This window comes from Acinetobacter sp. WCHAc060042, from assembly GCF_003231195.1.
In the GTDB taxonomy this organism is placed as follows: domain Bacteria; phylum Pseudomonadota; class Gammaproteobacteria; order Pseudomonadales; family Moraxellaceae; genus Acinetobacter.
Window position 1 is genome coordinate 1 of sequence record NZ_QKVN01000045.1, and the last position, 22467, is coordinate 22467.

Annotated in this window: 27 protein-coding genes; 11 read left to right on the plus strand and 16 right to left on the minus strand. The window is 39.7% G+C overall.

Translation table 11 applies throughout. The annotated features are described in order from the left end of the window. Positions 1–16 precede the first annotated feature (16 nt). From DPG01_RS15715 to ftsY, 3 genes are all read right to left on the minus strand, one after another. Positions 17–610: a nitroreductase family protein gene (locus DPG01_RS15715; RefSeq protein ID WP_110975736.1), complete on the minus strand. Its 594-nt coding sequence runs from the start codon at positions 608–610 to the stop codon at positions 17–19. Positions 611–788: 178 nt separating this feature from the next. Continuing rightward, positions 789–1475, minus strand: a complete 687-nt coding sequence (locus tag DPG01_RS15720; RefSeq protein ID WP_110975737.1) for a nitroreductase family protein — start codon at positions 1473–1475, stop codon at positions 789–791. Between the two features lie 194 nt (positions 1476–1669). After that, the gene (ftsY, locus tag DPG01_RS15725) at positions 1670–2776 is read right to left on the minus strand and encodes a signal recognition particle-docking protein FtsY (RefSeq protein WP_110975738.1); all 1107 of its coding nucleotides are present in this window, start codon (positions 2774–2776) and stop codon (positions 1670–1672) included. A 190-nt stretch (positions 2777–2966) separates the two neighbouring features. Here ftsY and DPG01_RS15730 point away from each other — a divergent pair, with 190 nt between their 5' ends. Further along, positions 2967–4346, plus strand: coding sequence for a M16 family metallopeptidase (locus DPG01_RS15730; RefSeq protein ID WP_110975749.1), 1380 nt, complete (start codon positions 2967–2969; stop codon positions 4344–4346). A gap of 11 nt (positions 4347–4357) precedes the next feature. Next, the gene (locus DPG01_RS15735) at positions 4358–5938 is read left to right on the plus strand and encodes a M16 family metallopeptidase (RefSeq protein WP_228157016.1); all 1581 of its coding nucleotides are present in this window, start codon (positions 4358–4360) and stop codon (positions 5936–5938) included. Here the strand turns inward: DPG01_RS15735 and DPG01_RS15740 are convergent. Together DPG01_RS15740 and DPG01_RS15745 are read right to left on the minus strand one after the other, a co-directional pair. Beyond that, positions 5862–6185 carry a hypothetical protein gene (locus DPG01_RS15740; RefSeq protein WP_110975740.1) on the minus strand — a complete coding sequence of 108 codons (324 nt, stop codon included), beginning with the start codon at positions 6183–6185 and terminating at the stop codon, positions 5862–5864. The two genes, DPG01_RS15735 and DPG01_RS15740, sit on opposite strands and share 77 nt — an antisense overlap. Positions 6186–6315: 130 nt before the next feature. Then, on the minus strand, positions 6316–6675 hold the full coding sequence (locus DPG01_RS15745; protein WP_086209174.1) for a hypothetical protein: 360 nt from the start codon (positions 6673–6675) through the stop codon (positions 6316–6318). 217 nt (positions 6676–6892) lie between these two features. Between DPG01_RS15745 and DPG01_RS15750 the strand changes: the two genes are divergently transcribed. From DPG01_RS15750 to DPG01_RS15760, 3 genes are all read left to right on the plus strand, one after another. Beyond that, positions 6893–7126 carry a hypothetical protein gene (locus tag DPG01_RS15750; protein WP_004697075.1) on the plus strand — a complete coding sequence of 78 codons (234 nt, stop codon included), beginning with the start codon at positions 6893–6895 and terminating at the stop codon, positions 7124–7126. Positions 7127–7268: 142 nt separating this feature from the next. Beyond that, complete coding sequence (locus tag DPG01_RS15755) at positions 7269–7649, plus strand: DUF2750 domain-containing protein (protein ID WP_110975741.1); 381 nt, start codon at positions 7269–7271, stop codon at positions 7647–7649. A 132-nt stretch (positions 7650–7781) separates the two neighbouring features. After that, positions 7782–8213: a CBS domain-containing protein gene (locus tag DPG01_RS15760; protein ID WP_110975742.1), complete on the plus strand. Its 432-nt coding sequence runs from the start codon at positions 7782–7784 to the stop codon at positions 8211–8213. 100 nt (positions 8214–8313) lie between these two features. Here the strand turns inward: DPG01_RS15760 and trpB are convergent, their stop codons facing one another. The 9 genes from trpB to DPG01_RS15805 all read right to left on the minus strand — a co-directional run bounded on the left by trpB (position 8314) and on the right by DPG01_RS15805 (position 15987). Further along, positions 8314–9522, minus strand: a complete 1209-nt coding sequence (trpB, locus tag DPG01_RS15765) for a tryptophan synthase subunit beta (RefSeq protein WP_110975743.1) — start codon at positions 9520–9522, stop codon at positions 8314–8316. Positions 9523–9562: 40 nt separating this feature from the next. Beyond that, on the minus strand, positions 9563–10750 hold the full coding sequence (locus tag DPG01_RS15770; protein WP_086209170.1) for a vWA domain-containing protein: 1188 nt from the start codon (positions 10748–10750) through the stop codon (positions 9563–9565). Positions 10751–10763: 13 nt separating this feature from the next. After that, entirely contained in the window at positions 10764–11615 is an 852-nt protein-coding gene (locus tag DPG01_RS15775) for an AAA family ATPase (RefSeq protein ID WP_058869668.1), read from the minus strand. Between the two features lie 24 nt (positions 11616–11639). After that, a complete protein-coding gene (locus tag DPG01_RS15780) occupies positions 11640–12023 on the minus strand; it encodes a hypothetical protein (RefSeq protein ID WP_110975744.1) in 384 nt (127 codons plus the stop codon). 22 nt (positions 12024–12045) lie between these two features. Then, the gene (locus DPG01_RS15785) at positions 12046–12354 is read right to left on the minus strand and encodes a YcgL domain-containing protein (RefSeq protein WP_086209168.1); all 309 of its coding nucleotides are present in this window, start codon (positions 12352–12354) and stop codon (positions 12046–12048) included. A gap of 129 nt (positions 12355–12483) precedes the next feature. Beyond that, positions 12484–13626 carry a ribonuclease D gene (locus tag DPG01_RS15790; protein WP_086209167.1) on the minus strand — a complete coding sequence of 381 codons (1143 nt, stop codon included), beginning with the start codon at positions 13624–13626 and terminating at the stop codon, positions 12484–12486. A gap of 203 nt (positions 13627–13829) precedes the next feature. Continuing rightward, entirely contained in the window at positions 13830–14426 is a 597-nt protein-coding gene (gene recR, locus DPG01_RS15795) for a recombination mediator RecR (protein ID WP_086209166.1), read from the minus strand. Positions 14427–14442: 16 nt separating this feature from the next. After that, positions 14443–14772, minus strand: a complete 330-nt coding sequence (locus DPG01_RS15800) for a YbaB/EbfC family nucleoid-associated protein (protein WP_004984648.1) — start codon at positions 14770–14772, stop codon at positions 14443–14445. Positions 14773–14799: 27 nt separating this feature from the next. Then, the gene (locus tag DPG01_RS15805; RefSeq protein WP_086209165.1) at positions 14800–15987 is read right to left on the minus strand and encodes an O-succinylhomoserine sulfhydrylase; all 1188 of its coding nucleotides are present in this window, start codon (positions 15985–15987) and stop codon (positions 14800–14802) included. A gap of 142 nt (positions 15988–16129) precedes the next feature. Here DPG01_RS15805 and DPG01_RS15810 point away from each other — a divergent pair, with 142 nt between their 5' ends. The 5 genes from DPG01_RS15810 to DPG01_RS15830 all read left to right on the plus strand — a co-directional run bounded on the left by DPG01_RS15810 (position 16130) and on the right by DPG01_RS15830 (position 20211). Then, entirely contained in the window at positions 16130–17200 is a 1071-nt protein-coding gene (locus tag DPG01_RS15810; protein WP_110975745.1) for an alpha/beta fold hydrolase, read from the plus strand. Between the two features lie 15 nt (positions 17201–17215). Next, positions 17216–18088, plus strand: coding sequence for an NAD(P)-dependent oxidoreductase (locus DPG01_RS15815; protein WP_086209163.1), 873 nt, complete (start codon positions 17216–17218; stop codon positions 18086–18088). Between the two features lie 83 nt (positions 18089–18171). Continuing rightward, complete coding sequence (locus DPG01_RS15820; RefSeq protein WP_078426548.1) at positions 18172–18441, plus strand: YARHG domain-containing protein; 270 nt, start codon at positions 18172–18174, stop codon at positions 18439–18441. 31 nt (positions 18442–18472) lie between these two features. After that, positions 18473–18886: an HIT family protein gene (locus tag DPG01_RS15825; RefSeq protein WP_086209162.1), complete on the plus strand. Its 414-nt coding sequence runs from the start codon at positions 18473–18475 to the stop codon at positions 18884–18886. Between the two features lie 272 nt (positions 18887–19158). Then, the gene (locus DPG01_RS15830; protein ID WP_110975746.1) at positions 19159–20211 is read left to right on the plus strand and encodes a porin; all 1053 of its coding nucleotides are present in this window, start codon (positions 19159–19161) and stop codon (positions 20209–20211) included. 104 nt (positions 20212–20315) lie between these two features. Here the strand turns inward: DPG01_RS15830 and DPG01_RS15835 are convergent, their stop codons facing one another. After that, on the minus strand, positions 20316–20936 hold the full coding sequence (locus DPG01_RS15835) for a YidB family protein (RefSeq protein WP_110975747.1): 621 nt from the start codon (positions 20934–20936) through the stop codon (positions 20316–20318). 102 nt (positions 20937–21038) lie between these two features. After that, positions 21039–21506, minus strand: a complete 468-nt coding sequence (locus DPG01_RS15840; protein WP_086209201.1) for a DUF6231 family protein — start codon at positions 21504–21506, stop codon at positions 21039–21041. 34 nt (positions 21507–21540) lie between these two features. Here DPG01_RS15840 and DPG01_RS15845 point away from each other — a divergent pair, with 34 nt between their 5' ends. Further along, positions 21541–22410 (plus strand): DUF2797 domain-containing protein, encoded by an 870-nt coding sequence (locus DPG01_RS15845; protein ID WP_110975748.1) that lies wholly within the window; start codon positions 21541–21543, stop codon positions 22408–22410. The last annotated feature ends 57 nt before the right edge of the window (positions 22411–22467 follow it).

Here is a 22467-nt window from a genome sequence, read left to right on the forward strand (position 1 = left end):
TTTTAAAAACTAGCTATTAATTGAATGTTTTAAAGCGATCCGCTTCCGCCATAAATGTTTTCTCACCCGCAGGTGCTTCAATAGAACCAAAAACAAGTTGTGCACGCAATTTCCAATTACTAGGAATTTCAAAAAGCTCCGCGATTTCAGCATCTACGATTGGGTTGTAGTGCTGCAATGACGCACCAATGTTGCGTTCAGATAAAGCTGTCCATACAGCAAACTGAGCAATTGCAGAGGAATGTTCAGACCAAACGGGGAAGTTATCTGCATAAAGTGCAAACTGTTCTTGTAATGATTTTACAACATCTTGATCTTCATAAAATAAAACCGTGCCATAGCCTGCTGAAAAACTATCAAGCTTTTTATTTGTCGCCTCAAACGCAGCTTCAGGAACAATTTTACGTAAAGTTTCACGTACGATATTCCAAAACTGTAAATGCGACTCACCAAATAAAGTCACAATACGGGAAGTCTGTGAGTTAAATGCCGATGGACTGTGATTTACAGCTTCCTTAATGAGTGACTCGATATTTGCTGGTGTTAAATCAACATTTTTACCAATTGCATAAATAGTGCGACGCTGTTTGATTTGGTCTAAAAATGACATGTTATTTTCCTCAATGATCTCTCGATCTCGTTATATGTGATTCGTATTTATCATAATAATTATTTTAAATTTGAACATGCTTAATTGAGCGACATAGTGTCTTAAAAATAGAACAATCTTAATTCGCTCATGATTTAAAACATAAATACTCGATTAGCTCAATCTCACCGTCAATCCACTAAGCATAAATCATAAAGCGTTCTTCATCTTTATGCTGTTCTTTTTCAGCGGGTTTTTCCTCTATCGAACCAAAGACCAATTGCGCACGTAACAGCCAATGTTTTGGAATCTCAAAAACTTTTAAAATGTCAGCGTCAATACTCGGGTTATAATGTTGTAATGACGCACCCAAACCCGCATCTGCTAAACATGTCCATACAGCATATTGGGCCATACCTGAAACTTGCTCAGACCAAACTGGAAATTCTGCCGCATCAAAAGGAATTTTCTTTTGTAACTGTTGGATGATCTGCTGATCTTCATAAAATAGAACTGTACCAAATCCTGCCGAGCATTGATCAACCTTCAGTTCTGCACCAGCAAAAATATGCGCAGGGACTAACTTGCGTTGCACTTCTTTTACGACATTCCAAAAGTGATGATGCGCATCGCCCATTAAAATCACAATACAAGTACTTTGTGAATTATGTGCCGAAGGACAACTTCGCACGGCCTCTTGGATCAATTCAGCTAAATACACCTGACTTAAATGTACACGCTTCCCTAAAACATAAATACTACGGCGCTTTTTTAGTTGATCGATAAATGTGGTTTGTTTTAGGTCTTCTTCGTGATTTTTTTTAAATTTTAAGTCTTTGGTTAAATCCTTTGTTAGAACTTGTCCAATTTTATGTAATAAAGCCATACCGTGTTCCCCAAAATGTACAGTGATGCCTATTGTGTTAGGCGTTAGTGTAATCGCAGGAGAATTACTTATATTTACTATGTGATTCCTAAATGTTTGTTTTTAAAACAAACAAATTAAATAAAAAAATAAACTCCGCATTTAGCGGAGTTTATGTGACTGATCTAACACTTTAAAAATAGTGTTGTTCAAGCTTATTTCTCTGTTTCAAACAAAGCAGCAACAAAGGATTTTGCAGAGAAAGGGCGTAAGTCGTCAATTTTCTCACCCACGCCAATGAAACGAATTGGAACATGCGTACGACTGGCAATATTAAACAGCACACCGCCTTTCGCAGTGCCGTCGAGTTTGGTAATCGTTAGACCTGTCAAACCAACCGCCTCATCAAACATTTCTACTTGATTAATCGCATTTTGACCTGTTCCTGCATCAACCACCAACATAACTTCATGTGGCGCAGTTGCATCAATTTTTTGCATGACACGTTTTACTTTGGTCAACTCTTGCATGAGATGACCTTTGTTATGTAAACGGCCTGCGGTATCTGCAATTAAAACATCAATCCCTTTGGCACGTGCACTTTCAAACGCATCGAAAATGACAGAAGCACTGTCAGCACCATGACCTTGTGCAACTACGGCAATATTATTGCGCTCGCCCCAAATTTGAAGCTGCTCAGTCGCCGCCGCACGGAAAGTATCCCCCGCAGCAAGCATCACCTTCTTGCCTTCACCTTGTAAACGTTTTGCCAATTTACCAATGGTTGTGGTTTTACCCACACCGTTTACACCCACCACCAAAATCACATAAGGCGTTTTGTTCGGATCAATATGTAAAGGTTTAACACGTGGTGCAAGTAAAGTCACCAACTCTTCCTGAAGCGCTTTATACAAGGAATGCGAATAAATTAAATCACCACGTGCAGTACGTTCAGTTAAGTTGGTAATGATGGTTTTCGTTGCATCAACACCAATGTCTGCAACTAAAAGTTGCTCTTCAACTTCTTCAAGCAGTTCATCATCAATCTCCTTACCTCCGATCAAAATATTGACCATACCATCAGCAAGGTTTTTACGGGTTTTGGTTAACCCTTCTTTCATACGGCTAAAGAAACCGCCTTTTGCAGACGCCTCTGCTTCTTCTGAGCTTGTTTCAGCAACCACAACTGGACTAACAACTGTTTGCTCTTTTGTTTCAACGATTGGCACATTGACCACAGGTAAACTTGGTAATGTGACATCGTCATCCCCGATATCAGCATCAATCAAAAATTTGTTCTGCTCATTAGATTGCTGTTGCATGCCGAATCCTTGAAAAGCACTGCGTTAAAAAAGACGGATTCTACCATAAAAGATAGGCTTTCGCTTAGTAACAATACTTTATGTAAACACTTAACAAATCAATACTTCTGGTGCTTGATCTACTTCGCATTTTTCTTAAGAATGGTTATTTATTGAAATGCTTTCACTTCAACCTGAGCCCCAATTTTATATGCATCACTTATTAGTCACGCATTCTTATAAAAAAAATTTAGTTGCACTGGGTTTAACTCTACTTTGTTTACCTATAACAAGCTATGCACAAATACGTAGTGAACTTACTCGCAGCAGTTTTGAAACTACTTTAAGCAATGGCTTACAGGTGATTATCCGTGAAGATCACCGCTCCCCAATGGTCATGACCCAAATTTGGTACAAAGTCGGTAGCACTGATGAGTCAGGAAATACAACAGGTATCTCTCATATACTAGAACATATGATGTTTAAAGGAACATCTAAAGTGCCGAACGACGAATTCAGTCGCTTGAGTCGTATCTATGGTGGCAGTGTCAATGCGGCCACATTTACCAACTACACCAATTACTATCAGCTTTATCCAAAAACATACTTCCCGATGGCTTTAGAGCTAGAAGCCGACCGCATGAACAATCTTCTGCTACGCCAACAAGACTTTGACCCTGAAATTAAAGTGGTGATGGAAGAACGACGCCTACGTACCGATGACAACCCACGTTCACTCGCGTTCGAACGTTTCAAATGGATTTCTTACCCAACTAGCCATTATCGTCAACCCGTCATCGGACACATGAAACACTTGCAAAATATCACTCTAGATGATGTTAAACAGTGGTATCAAAAATGGTATAGCCCCAATAATGCGATCTTGGTAATTGTGGGTGATGTCAATGCAGAATCTGCCCTTAGACAAGTTCAAAAATACTTTGGCGATATCAAAAGTCAGCCTACACCTGTACGCAATGATGTGACTGAGTTTGAAAACATTGGCTACCGTCACATGGAACAGTATAGCAATGTTGAAGTGCCCAATTTATATATGGCTTGGAATGTCAAATCGCTTGCAACAACAACCAATTCAGAAGACGTTTACGCACTCACACTCATTCGCAGCTTATTAGATAGCGGAGTCAGTTCCATGTTGCAACAGCGCCTTGTTCGTGACAAAAAGCTGGCTACCGCACTCAGCGTGAGCTATGACGCCTATAACCGTGGTGACAGTTTATTCACCATCTCAGCACTACCTGTAAATGGCGTAACACTGCCCGAACTACAAAAAGCCATAGAGCAAGAAATTGACCTACTCAAAACAGAACTTGTTAATCCTAAAGAATTAGAACGTATTAGCACACGCTTTGTTGCCAATCTTATTTATGGCCAAGATGACATAGTCGGGCAAGCCAAACTGATCGGAAATTTAGCGGTAAACGGTATTGATTACCGCATAATGGATCAACTTCCACAGCGTTATGAGGCCATCACGCCAGAAGACATTCAACGAGTCAGCCAGACGTCTTTTATAAAAAATAACTTAAGCACCTTATACCTCCAACCAGAAACTCAGGCAGAAAAATGATGGAGAATAATATGTCAAAGTCTAAGCTTTTATTTCTTGCATTGTCTGCCCTTTGTACGACCAATGTAATTGCAGAAATCAATACAAATCCTATAACCAATGATGATCCAAATTCATTACAGTCTATTTCGTCATTACAAAGCCTAAAACAAGTCAAAACAGCTGAACTCTACACAGCGCCGCATGTCCACGAGCTAAAAAATAAATACAAAGTTCGAAGTTTATTCGTCGAATCACCAGCCCTTCCAATGGTAGATATTCAACTCACCTTTAATGCAGGTTCTGCACGGGATATAGAAGTCGAAAAAGGACTTTATGGCGTAGCAAATATGGCGGCGCAGTTGATGGATGAAGGTACAACTCAACATGATGCTGTAGAGATTGCCAACACCTTTGAACACGTCGGCGCACGTTTTAGTATGGCTGCACATCGAGACATGTTTGTGGTTCGACTGCGTTCTCTATCTGACCCAAAGAAGCTTGATGCAGCTGTCAACACCATGCTTGAAGTCCTAAAAGATTCCACCTTCAAAAACAATAGTATTCACTTAATGGTGAGTAATACTCAAGTAGGACAAAAACAACTCAAAGAAAGCCCAAGTCGTTTGATGAGTATTCGCTTTTACCGTGCATTATACGGTTCGCACCCCTATGCAGAACCGATTACTGGTACCAATGGCAGCATTAAAAAAATTAGTACACAACATTTAAAAAAGTTTCGTGATGAATTCTTGGTCAGCAAAAATATGAACATAGCCCTTACAGGCCAACTCAGCGTAAAACAAGCCCAGAAACTGGCTGAACGAATCAGTGCCGCACTTCCGCAAGGAGAAACTGCAAAAACACTTGCCGTTCCACAAGACAAATCAGACTTTGATATTCAACATATTGTATTTAGTTCAGCACAAGCTCACGTCACGATGGGACACCTCTCCACCACACGTGATGACCCTGACCGCCTAGCACTCGAACTGGCTAACCGCATGTTTGGTGGTGGCGGATTTAATTCAGTCTTAATGAAAGAACTTCGCGTTAAACGAGGCTATACCTATAGTGCAAACAGTAGTTTTACATTTAGTCAGGCCGCTGGGAGCTTTAGCTTGAGCTATTCAACCCAACAAGATCAGCTGATGGAGAGTATCCAAGTAGCGCATAAAGCACTGGTCGACTTTGTTCACCAACCCATCGACGCACAGCAACTCGAAGAAACCAAAGCTGGTATGTTACGTAGCTTACCCAATAGCTTTAGTAGTAATGCCAATATCAATGCCCAACTGGGTTCTATGGGTTTTTATCATCAAAATATTAACTATTTGTCTGACTATCCGAAACGTCTCGCCGAGATTAGCCCAACAGATGTTCAAAATGCGATACGTAAACACTTGCACCCTGAAAAGCTTACCCTAGTTATTGTAAGTAAGAGCTTAGACAAAGTTCAACTTAGACATATTTTAGAGCTAAATCTTGATCCCAATATCAAGCAAAGCATGCCTCATCCTGATCAGATTCCTGCAATTATTGAACCTCTGGAGCCAATGCCGGAAGCTGCTTTGCCCGACTCTGCTCAAACTGATGAGCCTGCATTAATCTAAAATAATCAATATAAGTAATGCGGGTTTCCTGAATAAGGCTTTGCGCCATCTCTTGAGTTTCTGGGAAAACAGCTTGATGCGACAAACGACGGACATTTTCAAATTGGGTTGGAGAAATAGGTCGAGACAAAGCGAAGCTAGATATCAGCAGAATGACCAGAATGATCAATAACATGAGACCATTATAGATTTGTACCAGTGTAATCTGTGTTTTTAGTTTAAAAATTTTTTGGATCGCAATATGCATAACCTACCTCTAGTTGAACTAGTGTAAGTAGCGAATTGCAGAATCACAAGTTGAAATGCTGAAAAATATCCCCATTAATGGTTAAAGAGAACATAATTTCAGCAAGTCATCTTGTTTCCAAACATGAAGCTTAGCTAACAATGCTACGAATCACTGCGAAATAAAGGACCAAGGCAATCACAACCAATGCAATGACAATGGCGAAAGCCCCTACGCCATTTTCTGCATCAGAAGGATGAGCTGGGTCATCATCGGCAATTCGTACCAGTTCGCCATTGTAGGTTTCATAAAAATCAACCCGTTGATTTTCATCAAGCTGTCTTGTGAAATCGTATACTCTTTTACGCTGTGCCAAACAAAAATCCCCGAGATGAATTTCTTGATGGAAAACTGCTTCATCTAATTGTGTGCGGTGATACTGTGCCAATGCGACAATTTGCGAAACAGTTGGAGGCATATCAAATTCAAAACCGTCTAATGTCTTTGTCATGTTATTCTCCTTATAAATTACAGTTTCCTGTTTTATTATCATATTCAATCTTTTGACTGTTCATTGTTTAATCATGTAAACTGTAATATATAAAGTATAAGTGACAATATATTTGACAATTCAAGCAATTTGTAATAAATATTTAACATTAGCGTGATATTTATATCTAAAGGTAAAAATACCTTTAAGTGATCATAATTAGAATAAGGAGCTTAATATGATTCAACAAATCTCTCATCATGACCTAGAACATGCGTATGCGGATGCAGTAAACACCATTCAATCACAAATGAACTTTGTCGAAGCGGTACAACAGTTAGAAAGCGTTGCTCGTGCTGGTCACGGTAAAGCTGCCCTATTTTTAGCTGAGCTTTATTACCAAGGTTTCCGCGTAGAACGCGACTCGCTTAAAGCACAATATTGGCAACAACTTGCCACCATGAAAGCATAATAAAACGTCACTTAGGTGGCGTTTTTTTTTGAACCTAACATTTTGAAATGACATATTTATTTACATAGTAATGCAAAGCTTACACTGAACTTTCATCTTATTTATTTAAAATGGGCTCATGTTTCTTACACGACATAAGGCTATGTACAAAATTTTGAAACTACAACCTATTTCAAATCATTTATATTTAAAAATTAATATTTTAAGAGGCATGATGTACTGCGGTATCCTATGGGGACTTTACCACCCCGAACAACAAGGTTGGGCGATGACTTCGGATCATGATGACTATGTTTTCCCTTTCTGGCTCAATGGCTTACATGCACACCAATATGCTCAACTTCACTGGCCAAACTATGTGCCTAAAAAAATCACCCCGCATGATTTTCAAAGCGCTTTACTTCCAACACTTTCACGTTTAAACGTAACACCCGCACTATGTAATGGTACAAAACGTATTAAACTCAGTACGTCTCAAATGCGTCACTTTTTCTTTAATGACAGTATTTTATTGCCAGCTTAGTTCTGATCCTAAAAGATAAACACAGAGAAGTTGTTTATCTTGTTGGCAGAAATGACTGCAAAGTATTTGCTTTTTTTAAAATTCGCGTTAATTTAAATATAAAACAATAACCACAACAAAAGGATATATCCTATGACCAATGTCGCTCAAGTCTTACATGATAAAGTACATAAAGATATTTTCACCATTAGCCCTGATGCTACAGTATTTGAAGCAATTTCACTTATGGCAGATAAAGGTATTGGTGCGGTTGTGGTCACTCATGAACAACAAGTGGTTGGTATATTGTCTGAACGCGATTACATGCGCAAAGTCATGTTGATGGAACGTAGTTCAAAACAAACTACCGTCAAAGAAATTATGACAGCAAAAGTGCTGACCGTCACAACCTCTGTAACTGTCGAAGAATGCTTAGATCTTATGACTGACCGTCATTTACGTCATTTGCCTGTGGTTGAAGAAGGTATCTTAATCGGCTTTATTTCTATTGGAGATTTGGTTAAAGCCGCGATGGATGACCAAAAGAAATTGATTGATCAACTCCAGCAATATATTTCAGGTTAGCTCTAAGTTTTATATTGGGAAAATACTATAAAACAATAATTTAAAATAAAAAATCCCTGCGTTAAGCAGGGATTTTTTATACAAACCTATCAGCTTTAACTCAATTTAAGCCCAATTTAGCTGCAACATAGTCTGCATCTTTGTCACCACGACCAGAAATATTGACCACAATTTTTAAATCTTTACTGAGCTTTGGCGCTTCACGAAGTACCCATGCCACTGCATGTGAGCTTTCAAGTGCAGGAACAATCCCTTCAACACGAGACAAGCGCATAAATGCATCTAGACATTCTTGATCAGTTGCAGTGGTGTATTCGACACGACCTAAATCTTTCAGCAGACTATGCTGTGGACCAACACCTGGATAGTCGAGACCTGAAGCGATGGAATGTACTGGTAACGGTTCACCCTGCTCATCTTCAAGGACATAACATGCCATACCATGAATTTGACTTGGCTTCCCTAAAGTTAAGGTTGCTGAGTGCATATCGGTATCCAAACCATGACCAGCAGGCTCTACACCAATCAATTTCACATCTGCATCGTTTAAAAATGCTGTGAAAGCTCCAATAGCATTCGAGCCACCACCCACGCACGCGACTACATAATCAGGGTTTGAACCAAAACGCTCATGCGTTTGCTCTTTAATTTCTTTACCAATAATCGACTGGAAATCACGTACCATCATTGGAAATGGATGCGGTCCTACAACAGAGCCAATAGCATAAATATAATTGGTTGGGTCTTTTAAATACTCTTCAAAAGCACTATCTACTGCATCTTTGAGTGTTGCAGTACCACGTGTTACTGAAATAAGTGTTGCACCGAGAATTTTCATCTTGACGACATTGGGATGTTCTTTTTCAATATCGACCTGCCCCATGTGGATTTCACATGGAATACCGACCAAAGCACAGGCTGTTGCTAGTGCAACGCCGTGTTGTCCTGCACCCGTTTCTGCAATAACTTTGGTTTTGCCCATATATTTTGCAAGTAGTGCTTCACCCAAACAGTGATTAATTTTATGTGCGCCTGTGTGGTTTAAGTCTTCACGTTTAAGGTAAATCTGTGCCCCACCCAACTGTTCAGATAAGCGTTTCGCATAAAACAAAGGACTTGGACGACCAACATAGTGCGCAAAAAGATCAGCAAGCTCGGTTTGGAATGCCTCAGTTTCACGGATTTTTGTGTAAGCAACATTAATCTCGTCCATTGCCTCTTTCAAATGTAGAGGAATAAACTGTCCACCATAAGCCCCAAAAAAGCCCTCTGTGTTGGGCAAAGCAATACCGTTTATTTGATGATCCATTTGACGATCCTATTTTTTAAATTTGCTTTATATCAGTCAGTTAGCGAGCTAAATACTTAGTCATATCCTCAACGCCTTTTAAAGTCATTGGGTACATATGATCTTCAAAAATTTGCTTAATTAAACCAATCGTATGGGTGTAATGCCAATAACGATCTTCTTCTGGATTTAACCATGCAGTTTTCTCAAAATGATTGCGTAGGCGGTGTAGCCAAACACTTCCTGCCTCGTCATTCATGTACTCAACCGAACCACCAACTGAATTGAGCTCATAGGGTGCCATTGAAGCATCTCCCACCACAATCACACGATAGTCGCGTCCATAAGTATTGAATAAATCCCATGTATTCATGCGCGTAGTAGAACGGCGAACATTATCTTTCCACACATAGTCATATAAACAGTTATGGAAATAGAAATATTCTAAAGTTTTAAACTCAGTTTTCGCTGCACTGAAAAGTTTCTCGCATTGAGCAATGTGTGAATCCATCGACCCACCCACATCAAATAACATTAAAACTTTAATACGATTACGGCGCTCAGGTACAAGTTGCACATCAAGTATGCCTTGCTTCGCCGTTTCACGAATCGTGCCGTTAATGTCCAGCTCTTCAGCAGCCCCTTGTCTCGCAAACTTGCGCAAACGTCGCAGTGCCATTTGCATTTGACGAGTACCGAGAATCTGCTCATCATCCAAGTTTTGATATTTGCGTTGTTCCCAAACTTTTACAGCAGAACGTTTACGTCCCGGCCCGCCAATACGTACCCCTTCAGGATGATCACCATATGCACCAAAAGGAGAGGTTCCTCCCGTGCCAATCATTTTGTTTCCACCCTGATGTTTTTTATGCTGTTCCCGTAGACGTTCTTCCAGCATTTTCATCAGTTCTTCTAATGAACCCGCTTTTTTTAACTCTTCACGCTGCTCTGGAGTTAAATGTTTTTCTAAGAGTTCTAAATCAAACCAATCTTTAGGGAGCTGTTGGACTTTATTGAGTAAATCATCCAAATCAAAAGTTGAAATGCCATCAAAATAGTCCTTCATGCCTCGGTCAAATTTATCAAAGAAGCGTTCATCCTTCACCATAATGGTTTTGGCGAGTTGATAAAATTCGTCTTGATCGGCAAAGACTAAACCTGAAGCTACAGCTTCATTCAGATCAATTAGTTCACGTGTTGAGACAGGAACACCGTATTTACGTAAGGTATAAAACAAGCGCACAAACATGCGTGTTTCTCCTTTAACGACGCGACATAAAGGCTAAACGTTCAAGCAACTGCACATCTTGTTCGTTTTTAATGAGCGCACCATACAAAGGCGGAATTGCTTTGGATTTGTCATGATTACGCAATACATCTTCTGGCATGTCATCTGCCATCAGCAAGCTTAACCAGTCAATCAACTCAGAGGTTGATGGTGGTTTTTTTAGACCCGGAACTTGACGTAATTTGAAGAAAATTTGCAAAGCCTCATTGACCAAAGCCGTTGAAACTTGCGGGAAATGTACATCAATAATTTCACGCATAGTCGCTTCGTCTGGAAATTCAATATAGTGAAAAAAACAACGGCGCAAAAATGCATCTGGTAGTTCTTTTTCATTATTTGAAGTAATAATCACAATTGGACGTTGTGATGCTGTAATAGTTTCGCCCGTCTCATATACATAAAAAGACATCTTGTCCAATTCATGTAATAGGTCATTTGGAAACTCAATATCTGCCTTATCAATTTCATCAATCAATAAAACACAGCGTTCTTCACTGGTGAACGCTTCCCACAATTTACCCGGTTTAATATAGTTTTTAATGTCATAAACACGGTCATCACCCAATTGGCTATCACGCAAACGCGAAACCGCATCATATTCATATAAACCTTGCTGGGCTTTTGTGGTTGACTTGATGTGCCAAGTCAACAATTTTAAGCCTAAGCTTTCAGCCACTTGTTCTGCCAGTAAAGTTTTACCCGTACCCGGCTCACCTTTGACCAATAAAGGCTTTTGCAAACTACGTGCAGCTTTTACAGCAAGTTTTAAACTATCGGTAGCAATGTACTGATCTGTACCCGTAAATTGTTGCGTTTCAACAGACATGATTAAACCTTATTTTTTTATTAATTACAGTGGTGAATGAGGGTTACTGACAACTGCTTTGGTTTTATTTGCCACATATTTTGACCAAAAGAAACCGATCACAAGCCCCACACCCATGACAAACAGAATCAATGACAAATTAGACCAAATGAGTGGTGAGTCTTTAGTTAACACACCAAATAACAAACCAAAAATGGCAGGTGCAATTGCTGCATTTGGACCTTCAGAAACTGTTGGTGTCAATAAGATGGCAAAGATCATCATCCATGTAATGCCACCCAACAGCTTAGGCAGGCGTGTGGCAATGGAATACCAACACCACAAAATTAGCAGACTGCCTAAAAGATATACTGTGACAGCAATGCTGTCTTCAGGAATTGAATCAAGTATTGAAAGAAAACTATCCACTGTACAACTCCTGAATTATACTTTATGCGCCACGGAGGCCTTCTGGTTCTACTGCGTTCGGATTAATCAATCCTTCTGGAGGCATTTGTAAAAAGAAGCCTTGAGTTTGGATTGAGTCCATGACATGCAATACATTTACACGTGCTAATTTACGTGCTTCACTCAATTCAAGATCCATCACAAAACTTGCGCGACCAAATGCACCACGAACAGCTTCAGGCAAAACATTCAATGGGCTAAACGATTCAACTGCTTGATCAGCTTCAGTTGGACGAGCAATATAAAGATACATTTCATCTTTTTTACTCGATTTATAAATAGAACATTGCATATCTAAAACAGCACTCAAATAACTCAAGCCACAGGATACATCAAATAAAAGCAACTGACATTAGTCATGATTAACGCATCAGTCGTGATTTTGTATAAATATCTAAACTTGAGACCAATTGACTAATTATTAATCCATGACTTTCATTTGGGTAGAAAGATAACTTTCATCACGGCGCAATAGTTGAATCAAAGGCTGAGTCAATAGTTCATAACGCCAGCCCAATAAGTAGTCAGGCAAATCTTGTTCATCATTATGAAAAACCACATGCTGATGTAAGGCATTCATCCACTTTTTGCGCATCAGCACTTCTTTAGGAATCGTGGTCTCATCCACGACATTTTGAATTAAGTGATCAATTTTTTCACCAACATCTTTTGAGGAATGTCGAATTGGTCGTGCCATGCGTAGTGGCCAATCCGCTTGCTCAGGTAAAAACTTCACCAGATCTAAAATGGTTTTACCATGTTCTCTCACAATGTTTGGACGTATATCTTTAACGCCTGATAACTGGAAAGCATTTTTCGGATTCTTCTCAACCAGATCAATCATGGTTGCGTTCTTTAAAATAAAACTACGTGGCGTATTAAGTGCTTTTACCATCTGTTCACGCCATACTGCCAACTGTTGCAACTGCATTAACTGACGACGTGAATGTCGATAGTTACCAATATCTTGATAGAGTAAATGCAAAGGTGTTTCTGTCGCAATTTCTTGCGTTAGATGCTGACAATCCTCGAGAGCAAAGTTGAGGAGTGACTTTGAATTTAGTTCTTGTTTAACTTTTTCTGAAAGATTCATCAAGTACAGCACGTCATTTGCAGCATAGCTGAGTTGTGCAGGGCTGAGTGGGCGTGCCAACCAATTCGAACGGGTTTCCCCTTTATCAATGTCGACATCCAACATTTGCTTCAATGCATTTTGATAGCTAACCTGTAAGCCATGTCCTAAAAACGACATGCCAACTTGAGTATCAAATACGTTGTTTAAGGTTTTATGCTGCGCATAATGATAAATCAGGTCGATATCTTCACTACAGGCATGAAAGACATTTTGCTGTGCGCGAAAAAGTTTATTCCAAAATTCAGTTAAATCGAGTGTTGTCCCATCGAGTAAATAAATATCATTTGCGACATTGATTTGGAATACACCCAACTTTGGCCATAAGGTGTCGACTTTTATGAATTCTGTATCGAGTCCATAGACTGCGTTACGATCCATTTTTTCTAAGACTGGAATAAGGTCTTGTTGATGCTGAATAAATTGAAACATATCCTACTGCGTCTAATGCTAGATGCTCTTTTGGGTTATCTTACCTGAATAAGATCATTTAGCTATCAAGATTTCTATTGGTTTTTTAATTATTTGCCGTTTTTTGTGATTTTTTTATACAACCAAACTCAAATTAATATTTTTTTTATCTTACTAAAGCATTTTTCGTATCAAAATAAAAAATGAAACAAGTATCGAAATACTTATTTCATTCGCATTCTGTTATGTACAGCTTGGCTTAAAGTATGACTATCGACATATTCAAGTTCACCACCCTGTGGTACGCCTTGTGCGATACGGGTCATTTGAATAGGCAAATGCTTCGTTGCCTCCACCAAATAGTGTGCTGTAGCTTGACCCTCAACAGTTGCATTGGTCGCCAAAATTACTTCCGTTACTTTACCATCGCTTAAACGCTGAATCAGATACGGAATACCAATTTCTTCTGGACCAATACCATCAAGTGGAGATAAATGCCCTCCTAATACATGGTATTTACCGCGAAAACTGCCACTTTGTTCAATTGCCATCACATCTGCTGGTGACTCAACCACACAGAGCAATTGATCATCACGCTCATGCGAGACACAAATATCACAGACTTCATTTTCCGTCAGAGAGTGACACAAGCTACATTCATGAATATAGCTCGTGGCTTCATTTAAAGCATGTGCAAGACCGATTGCGCCTTCACGATTTTTCATAATCAAGTGAAGCGCCATGCGTTGAGCCGACTTCGGCCCAACACTTGGCAAAATGCGTAAAGCTTGTACCAATTGATCGAAACGATCACTAAACACTATAGGTATTCCTTTATTAGAATAAACCTGCAAGACCTGGTGGCAAGCCTGCGCCAGAGTTTGCAGCTTTCATGCGCTCTTCAGTGATTGCTTCTGCTTGACGTGCAGCATCATTCATTGCAGCAGCAATTAAGTCTTCAATCATATCTGCATCATCTTGCAATAATTCAGGATTGATTTCGATACGCTTTACAACATTACGGCAAGTCATCGTCACTTTCACCAAACCACCACCTGCTTCGGCATGCACTTCTGTTTGTGCAAGCTCTTCTTTGGCTTTCTTGATATTGCTTTCCATATCTTTTTGCATGCGTTGTGCTTGCTGCATAAGCATATTAATGTTCATTAAAATCTCCGAACATAAAATTAAAAATTAGATTAAGTCTAAACCACGTGCGATATCGCGAATAATATCATCAATGTCTTCTAAACCAACAGATACCCGAATTAAACCTTCACTAATACCCGCTGCCTGTTTTGCCTCAGCCGACATTCTGCCATGAGACGTCGTTGCAGGATGCGTAATCGTAGATTTTACATCCCCTAAGTTACTGGTAATTGATAAGAAACGAGTATTGTCAATGACTGTCCAAGCCCCCTCACGCTCACCTGTCACTACAAAAGAAACCACGCCACCAAAACCAGACTGCTGTTTCTTTGCTAGCTCATGTCCCTCATGGTTTGGTAAACCAGCGTAATACACTTTTTCAACTTTTGGATGTGCATCGAGCCATTCTGCTAACTTTTGCGCACTGGCACAATGTGCTTTCATCCGTAAGCTTAAAGTTTCTAAACCCTTTAAGAAGATCCATGCATTAAATGGGCTCATAGAATTACCCAGTGTACGAATAACACCGTTAATTTCTTCAACCAATTTATCTTTACCTACAACGGCCCCACCTAAAGCACGACCTTGACCATCAATATATTTCGTTGATGAATAAATAATCAGGTCAGCACCAAACTTAATGGGTTGCTGTAAGATTGGAGTACAGAACGTATTATCGACTGCAAATAAAGCATTATGTGCATGAGCAATATCAGCAATTGCCTGCATATCACCCACTTGAGCCAATGGGTTCGACGGTGTTTCAATAAATAAAAGACGTGTATTTGGACGAATCGCTTGTTTCCAGCCGTCTAAATCTTCCAAATCTACGAATGTAACATCGACACCAAATTTGATGACATATTTTTCAAACAGCGAAATAATCGAACCAAATACAGCCCGCGAACATACGACATGATCACCCGCTTTTAAATAAGCCAACGTCACTGCATGTACTGCGGCCATACCCGAACTGGTTGCTACTGCGCGCTCAGCACCATCTAATATAGCTAAACGCTTTTCAAATGCTTGTACAGTTGGGTTGGTATAACGTGAGTATGTATTCCCCTCAATTTGTCCTGAAAATTTAGCTGCTGCATCTGCCGCATTTTCACAAACGAAAGAAGATGTTAGGAAAATTGGCTCACTATGTTCACCCTCAAAAGTACGTGTGTGACCGGTACGAATCGCTAAAGTGTCTAATTGGTATTCGATGTCGTCGTATTGGCTCATTTCTCTGTGTTTCAGTCCAAAGACTGCCTTTATAAAGAATTGCCAACATTTTGAGCGTCTAGGCTATTTAAGGTCAAGGTAAAATACGCAAATATTGATTAGACTTCGATCAAACTTTCTACTTATTTGAGATATCAACCCTATGCAGAACTTAAAAACTAAAATAAATAATCTGTCCACGCGCATTTTTAAAGGGAAGTCACTCGTTCTGTCACAAAATACCCCCTATGAAGTGATTGAAACATTTGACCTGACTCAAATTCGCTATTACGCCCCAGAAGTTCGCAAGTACAAAGAACCTCTGGTTTTCGTGGTTCCTCTCGCCATCAATATGTCCATTTATGACCTTTACCCCTATCGTTCTTTGGTTAAGTATTTCAAACAGCAGGGTTTTGCTGTGTATGTAATTGACTGGGGCAAATTAAGTTTCCGTAATCGTCATTTTAATTTTTTAACCTTTATTGATCATTACATCCCGCTATGCATTCAAAGCATTTTAAAACATAGTCAAAGTGATCAAATTTCACTACACGGCTGGAGTATGGCAGGTATATTTGTGAGCTTATATACTGCTCTACATCAGCCCAATTTCGTGAAAAATTTAATGGTATTGGGTAGCCCAATTGACAGCTATAAATCTGGGCGAAATGGACAGTTCTTTGCATATCTCAATCGAATCATTTCGAAAAGCAAAACATTACAACAGCAAATTTATCAGGGCAAAATACCGAAGCGTCTACTTCACACCCCAGGTGTTTTAAATACGATTGGTTTTAAAATGGTTGACCCTATAGGCTGGTTTCAAAGCCACAAAAACTTGCTGCTCAATTTGGACGACAACGAAGCTTTATATGAACACGCCACTATTGGTAGTTTTCTTAACCGTATGATTGATTATCCTGGTGGCATCAACCAAGACATGATGTTTAATGTTTGGCTACGTAATCCACTCAAAACAGGAGTAATCACATTAAATAAGAAAAGCATAGCTTTAAAAAATATACAGTGCTCATTGCTTGTTGCCGCAGGCACAACAGACCAATTAGTTACTACAGAAGCCGCTAAACCACTCACCCAATTGACAAGTAGTACTGATGTCACGTTTACTCTCATCCCAGGTGGACATTTAGGACTGATGTCAAGTCAACGTAGTGCCGATGAATTTTGGCCAAAACTGGCTCAGTGGTTAAGTGAACGTTCAACTAATATTTAAATACTAAGGTTTGACATGATTCAGTCAGTTGCATTTATCGGTCTAGGCGCGATGGGGTATCGCATGGCATCACACTTACCCAAACACTTTGAACAAGTTTGGGTATGGAATCGCAATTTTGAGAAAGCAAAGCAACATGCTGAAGCTTATGGCACTCAAGCTGTAGACCTTGCAAAAGCAGTACAAGCCGATGTAGTTTTCTCATGCCTTCCTACCAGCCAAGACATTGAAGAATTACTTGATCAAGTACAGCTTAAATCTGGTAGCATTTGGGTCGATTGCACCAGCGGTGTGCCGTCTTCTGCAAAAAAAGTAGCTGAACAACTCAAACTACAAGGTGTAGATTTTTTAGATGCACCAGTCAGCGGCCAAACGATTGGGGCTGATAATGCAACCCTTACTGTCATGATTGGCGGTGAGGCTACAGCATTTGAGCGTGCACTACCTGCCATACAGGCATTTGGTAAACTGATTAAACATGTAGGCGAATCTGGTGCAGGTTTTGCAGTCAAAGCTGTAAACAATATGCTTTTGGCAGTCAATCTATGTTCCGTTGCAGAAGGTTTCACCACCTTAAAAGCCCATGGGGTCAACTTAAATGAAGCCTTAGACTGTATTAATGCATCGAGTGGTAAAAGTGGTGTGACCGAAACAGTTTTACCACAACGAATCCTAAACCGTAGTTTTCCTCTAACTTTTGCACTGCCTTTATTGGCCAAAGATACAGGTATTGCCGTTGACTTAGTTCGTGAAGCCAAACTATCTGCGCCAATAATTGGACTAGCACAAAGCTTGATTCAGGCCGCCAGCGATTTATCTGAAGCAGACCGTGACTTTTCTTCTGCCATAAAAATGTACGAAACATGGAGTAAAATTACAATTGAGTAAGAACTCACCATTGAATAAACAAAACCAACCCTTATAAAGTAGTAATGTGACTACATACAATGTTACAAACTGAGGAAATTCTCATGAAAAAGTTGACTGTAGCGGTTTTTGCCAGTCTTGCAACATTCATCGGGGCGCAAAGTTTTGCAGCATCGCCTGAGCAAGAGTGTCAAAAATTAAAAGATGATCATGATGTCATTTATGCATCTAAAGGATTCTGCTTTAAAGATCCTGAGGCGAAAGCAAAATTTGGCAATGACAATTGCTACACTACCAAACCAAAGTTCTCTGAAAAAGAGCAACAACGCCTTGATGCCATCAAAGAGCGTCAAAAAGAATTAAACTGTAAGTAAATTCAGTTTAAGTAAAATTTAAGGAATAGACATGGCTTACGATGAGCAAAACATTTTTGCACGAATTTTACGTGGTGAACTTCCAGCCATTAAAGTATATGAAGATGACCAAGTTCTTGCTTTTATGGATATTATGCCTCAAGCAGATGGTCACACCTTAGTGATCCCCAAAACACCTGCTGTGACACTGCTTGATCTGCCTGCCGATGCCGCAGCCTACACCATTCAAGTTGTGCAAAAAGTTGCAAAAGCCATAGAAGTTGGTTTAGATGCAAAAGGTATTGTTCTTATGCAATTATCTGGCCCTGCGGCTGGACAAACCGTTCCGCATGTACACTTCCACCTTATCCCAAGTTCTGTGCATGAGCTCGGTAAGCACGCCCTACAAATGGGTGATCAAGAAAAAATCAAAGCGCAAGCAGAAAAAATTCGAGCCGCTTTGTAATTTTTCAGATCAAATCAAGGAGCTTCGGCTCCTTTTTTGATATCTAAAAATAATTAATATCAACCACATAAAACTCAAAACCACACTTTAACAATTTATCGCCGAAATGCCTTTGACTTTAATTTGTTTAATATTTTTGTAATATTTCTTTAATATTAATGACTTATTTGTAATCAATAATGAGCGCCAAGAGACAGAAGTCTGATGGATAAAAAGACGACTGAATAACCTTTTATAGACGAATCAACAAAAAGTCTTTCTTGGAGCTACACATGAAAAAAACACTTTGCGCATTAGCAGTTGGGGCAACATTACTTACACCAGCTTTAACAATGGCTGCTGACGTAAAAATTTATGGCCGTGCGCATGTTTCTTTAGACTATCTTGATGATGGTGCTGACTACAACGAGGTTGGTCTTTCTTCAAACTCTTCACGTCTAGGTTTCAAAGCTGAGCAAGAACTTGAAAACGGCATGACTGTATTCGGCCAAATTGAACAAGAAATTAACTTTGCAAGCGGTTCAGCAAATAGTGATCTTGAATTTGCAACACGTGATACTTTCGTTGGCTTAAAAGGTAACTTCGGTCAAGCACGTGTAGGTCGATTTGACAGCCCATTCAAAGCAGCACGTGGTCCAGTTAACTTCTTCGGCGACATGGTTGGTGATGTACGAAACGTAACACGTGTAGGCAACTTGAAGTTTGATGAGCGTAATGCAAATACCATCGAATATAAGTCACCTAAATTTGGCAATGGCTTTAATGTATTAGGTGCTCTTTCACTTCACGAAGCGAATAGCCCAGATGCTACAAAAAATGGCTCTAAAGACAAAGATAAAGCATACGACTTAGCATTAACTTATAAAGAAGGCAACGTAGACTTCGCTGCTGCATACGAACACTATGAAGAAGAAGCAACAAGTGGCGAACGTGATGGTTTCCGTATTGCTGGCGCATATAAAATCACACCTGATTTTAACTTAGGTGGTATGTACCAATTTCTTCAACATGACAACTCTGATGCAAACCCTGACACGCAAGTATTCGGTGTAGCTGGTGAATATAAATTTGCACCAAAAACTTTAGTCCGTGGCGAAGTATTCTACCGTGATGTTGATGCTGATGATGCAAACTCAACATTACTCGCTGTTGGCCTTGAGCACCGTCTAGACAAAGCAGTACGCGTCTACGGCAACTTAGCAACTGTAATCAATGATGACAAGTCGAACTTAACACCATGGAAAGAAGGTCGCACAAACAGCGTAAGTGGTGTCGCAGGTGAAAATAGCCTTGGACTTTCTCTCGGTATGCGTTACGACTTCTAAGTTAAGCAGTCCAAAAAATTAAAAAAACACGCTTCGGCGTGTTTTTTAATTTAGAATTTTAAACAATAAAAAAGCCATCATAGAATGGCTTTTTTATTATGAATTTAGCGCTTTAAGAAACCCGAAACTAAATTCAATACCTGTTGGATATCTGCATTGGCCTCTTGTGGATTAGTTTGTCCTGCCTGAGGGGTTAAAGAATCAATGATCTGCGGTAAAACTTGTGAAATAGCACTATATACATCTTGTTTAGGCGCATTGACTTGTTGTGCAACCTGTTCTACATCAGCATCATTAAACAGGTTCTGTACCTGTTCTGGATTTACGCTGGCATTTTCTCCTGAGCTAGTCGATACCCAATCATCCACTTGACTGCTTAAGCCTTGCCCTTTGAGCTTATCTAAAGCCGCTTGTAAATCACCTTGCTGTTGAATCCATCCCAAAATCAAAGGCAATACAGCGATCAATAAACTTTTTCCACCACCTGAAAACCCAGAGTTCTGAGCATTTGACGTTTGTTGTGACTGCGCACCAGTTAAACCACCCAACACCGAACCTAAAATATCACCCAAACCACCCTGTGATGATTGCCCTGATGTATTTGTTCCAAGTTGTCCCAATACAGAGCCCAAAATTCCACCCAAACCGCCTTGTTGGTTTGACTGTTGCTGCCCTCCCATAGCCTGCTTAGCCAAGATTTCTATAATATTATTAAGGTTCGTCATCGTTTTATCCTTTGTAAGTTTTAAAACAGCATACGATGTTTAAATGGAGCCTACACGGATAAATTGTTAATTTTTGCTATGACTCAAGTCATATACGTCCTACTACCAACGAAATTTGTTCCAGTTTTCAGGGTTCGCCCAAAATTTTGAATTAAACCAATCTGGCACATGCTTATAAGTTAAAATATTAAACTGCCATAACGCAAAGTCTTGTTCGTGAGTTGTTTTATCTATGAGTTGAGTAAAGCCCAAAGCACGTAACAGTTGCTCATCTTGTAACTGACTGACCACCACAATCCGCTTTGCCATCAAATCTCTTAAACGCACCAATACTTGTGATTTTTGTTGCTCATTCACATTTTGCATTTCAATTGTATCCAAAAGCACGAAACCCAAGTCATAGCGCTGTGTAAAAGGCAGACTTAAAAAATCAGATACGCTAAAATATTGCCATTGAATAGATTGATGATGATCTGGGCTAAGATTTTGCCCAATGCATAATGCAGTTGAAATAGGCTGTTCTTGAGATAAATCGTCTAGCATAGAAGTAATGACGTTCAGTTCAGCCATAACCGCATCCTTAATATTAAGTGAGTAATTCTGTATGGAACTTCAAGGCATTTGCCATAAAATGCATGCAGGTCTTAAGGACCTTAGTGTAACTGATCAACATACACACAAGGCAAATGTTGAATATAAATTTATTTTAGATCGTTCAGAAGTTGACCTTCCTTTTAACTTAGGTCAAGAAATCGAAATCGAATGGACTGGTAAAATCTTCTGTGTCTCGTGCGGTGCTAAAACGTCTAAATCTTTTTCACAAGGTCATTGCTTCAAGTGTTTCAAAACTAAGGCCTCTTGTGACATGTGTATCATGAAGCCAGAAACCTGCCATTATCATTTAGGGACTTGTCGCGAAGATAGCTTTGCCCATGAAGTATGTTTTCAACCACATATCGTCTATTTGGCGAACTCAAGCGCACTAAAAGTTGGTATTACCCGGATTAGCCAAATGCCAACTCGTTGGCTTGATCAAGGAGCCACTCAAGCACTACCCATTATGAAAGTAGGCTCACGTCGCCTTTCAGGTCAGCTCGAAATCATGTTTGGAACGCAGGTTGCAGACAAAACCGATTGGCGTAAATTACTCAAGGGTGAAGCTGACCCATTAAACTTGATTGAAGTCCGTGAACAATTGCTCGAAGAGTTTTCACCTAAAATCCAAACCATTCGAGATGAATTTAGTCAGAATCTTGAGTTCAATGAAACGGTCGAAATTTTGGAAACCGAATTACCACGTGAATTTGTTTATCCAGTTGAGCAATATCCAGAGAAAATCAAATCTCACAACCTAGATAAAACTCCAGTCATTCGTGGCAAATTGCAAGGCATCAAAGGTCAGTACTTAATTTTGGATACTGGCGTAATTAACATACGTAAATATTCAGGCTATGAGCTCAAAATCCGTGCTTAAGCGTACTTCTCCTTAAGGCGAATTACTTCCCTTTAGATATAAAAAAACCTGCACGAA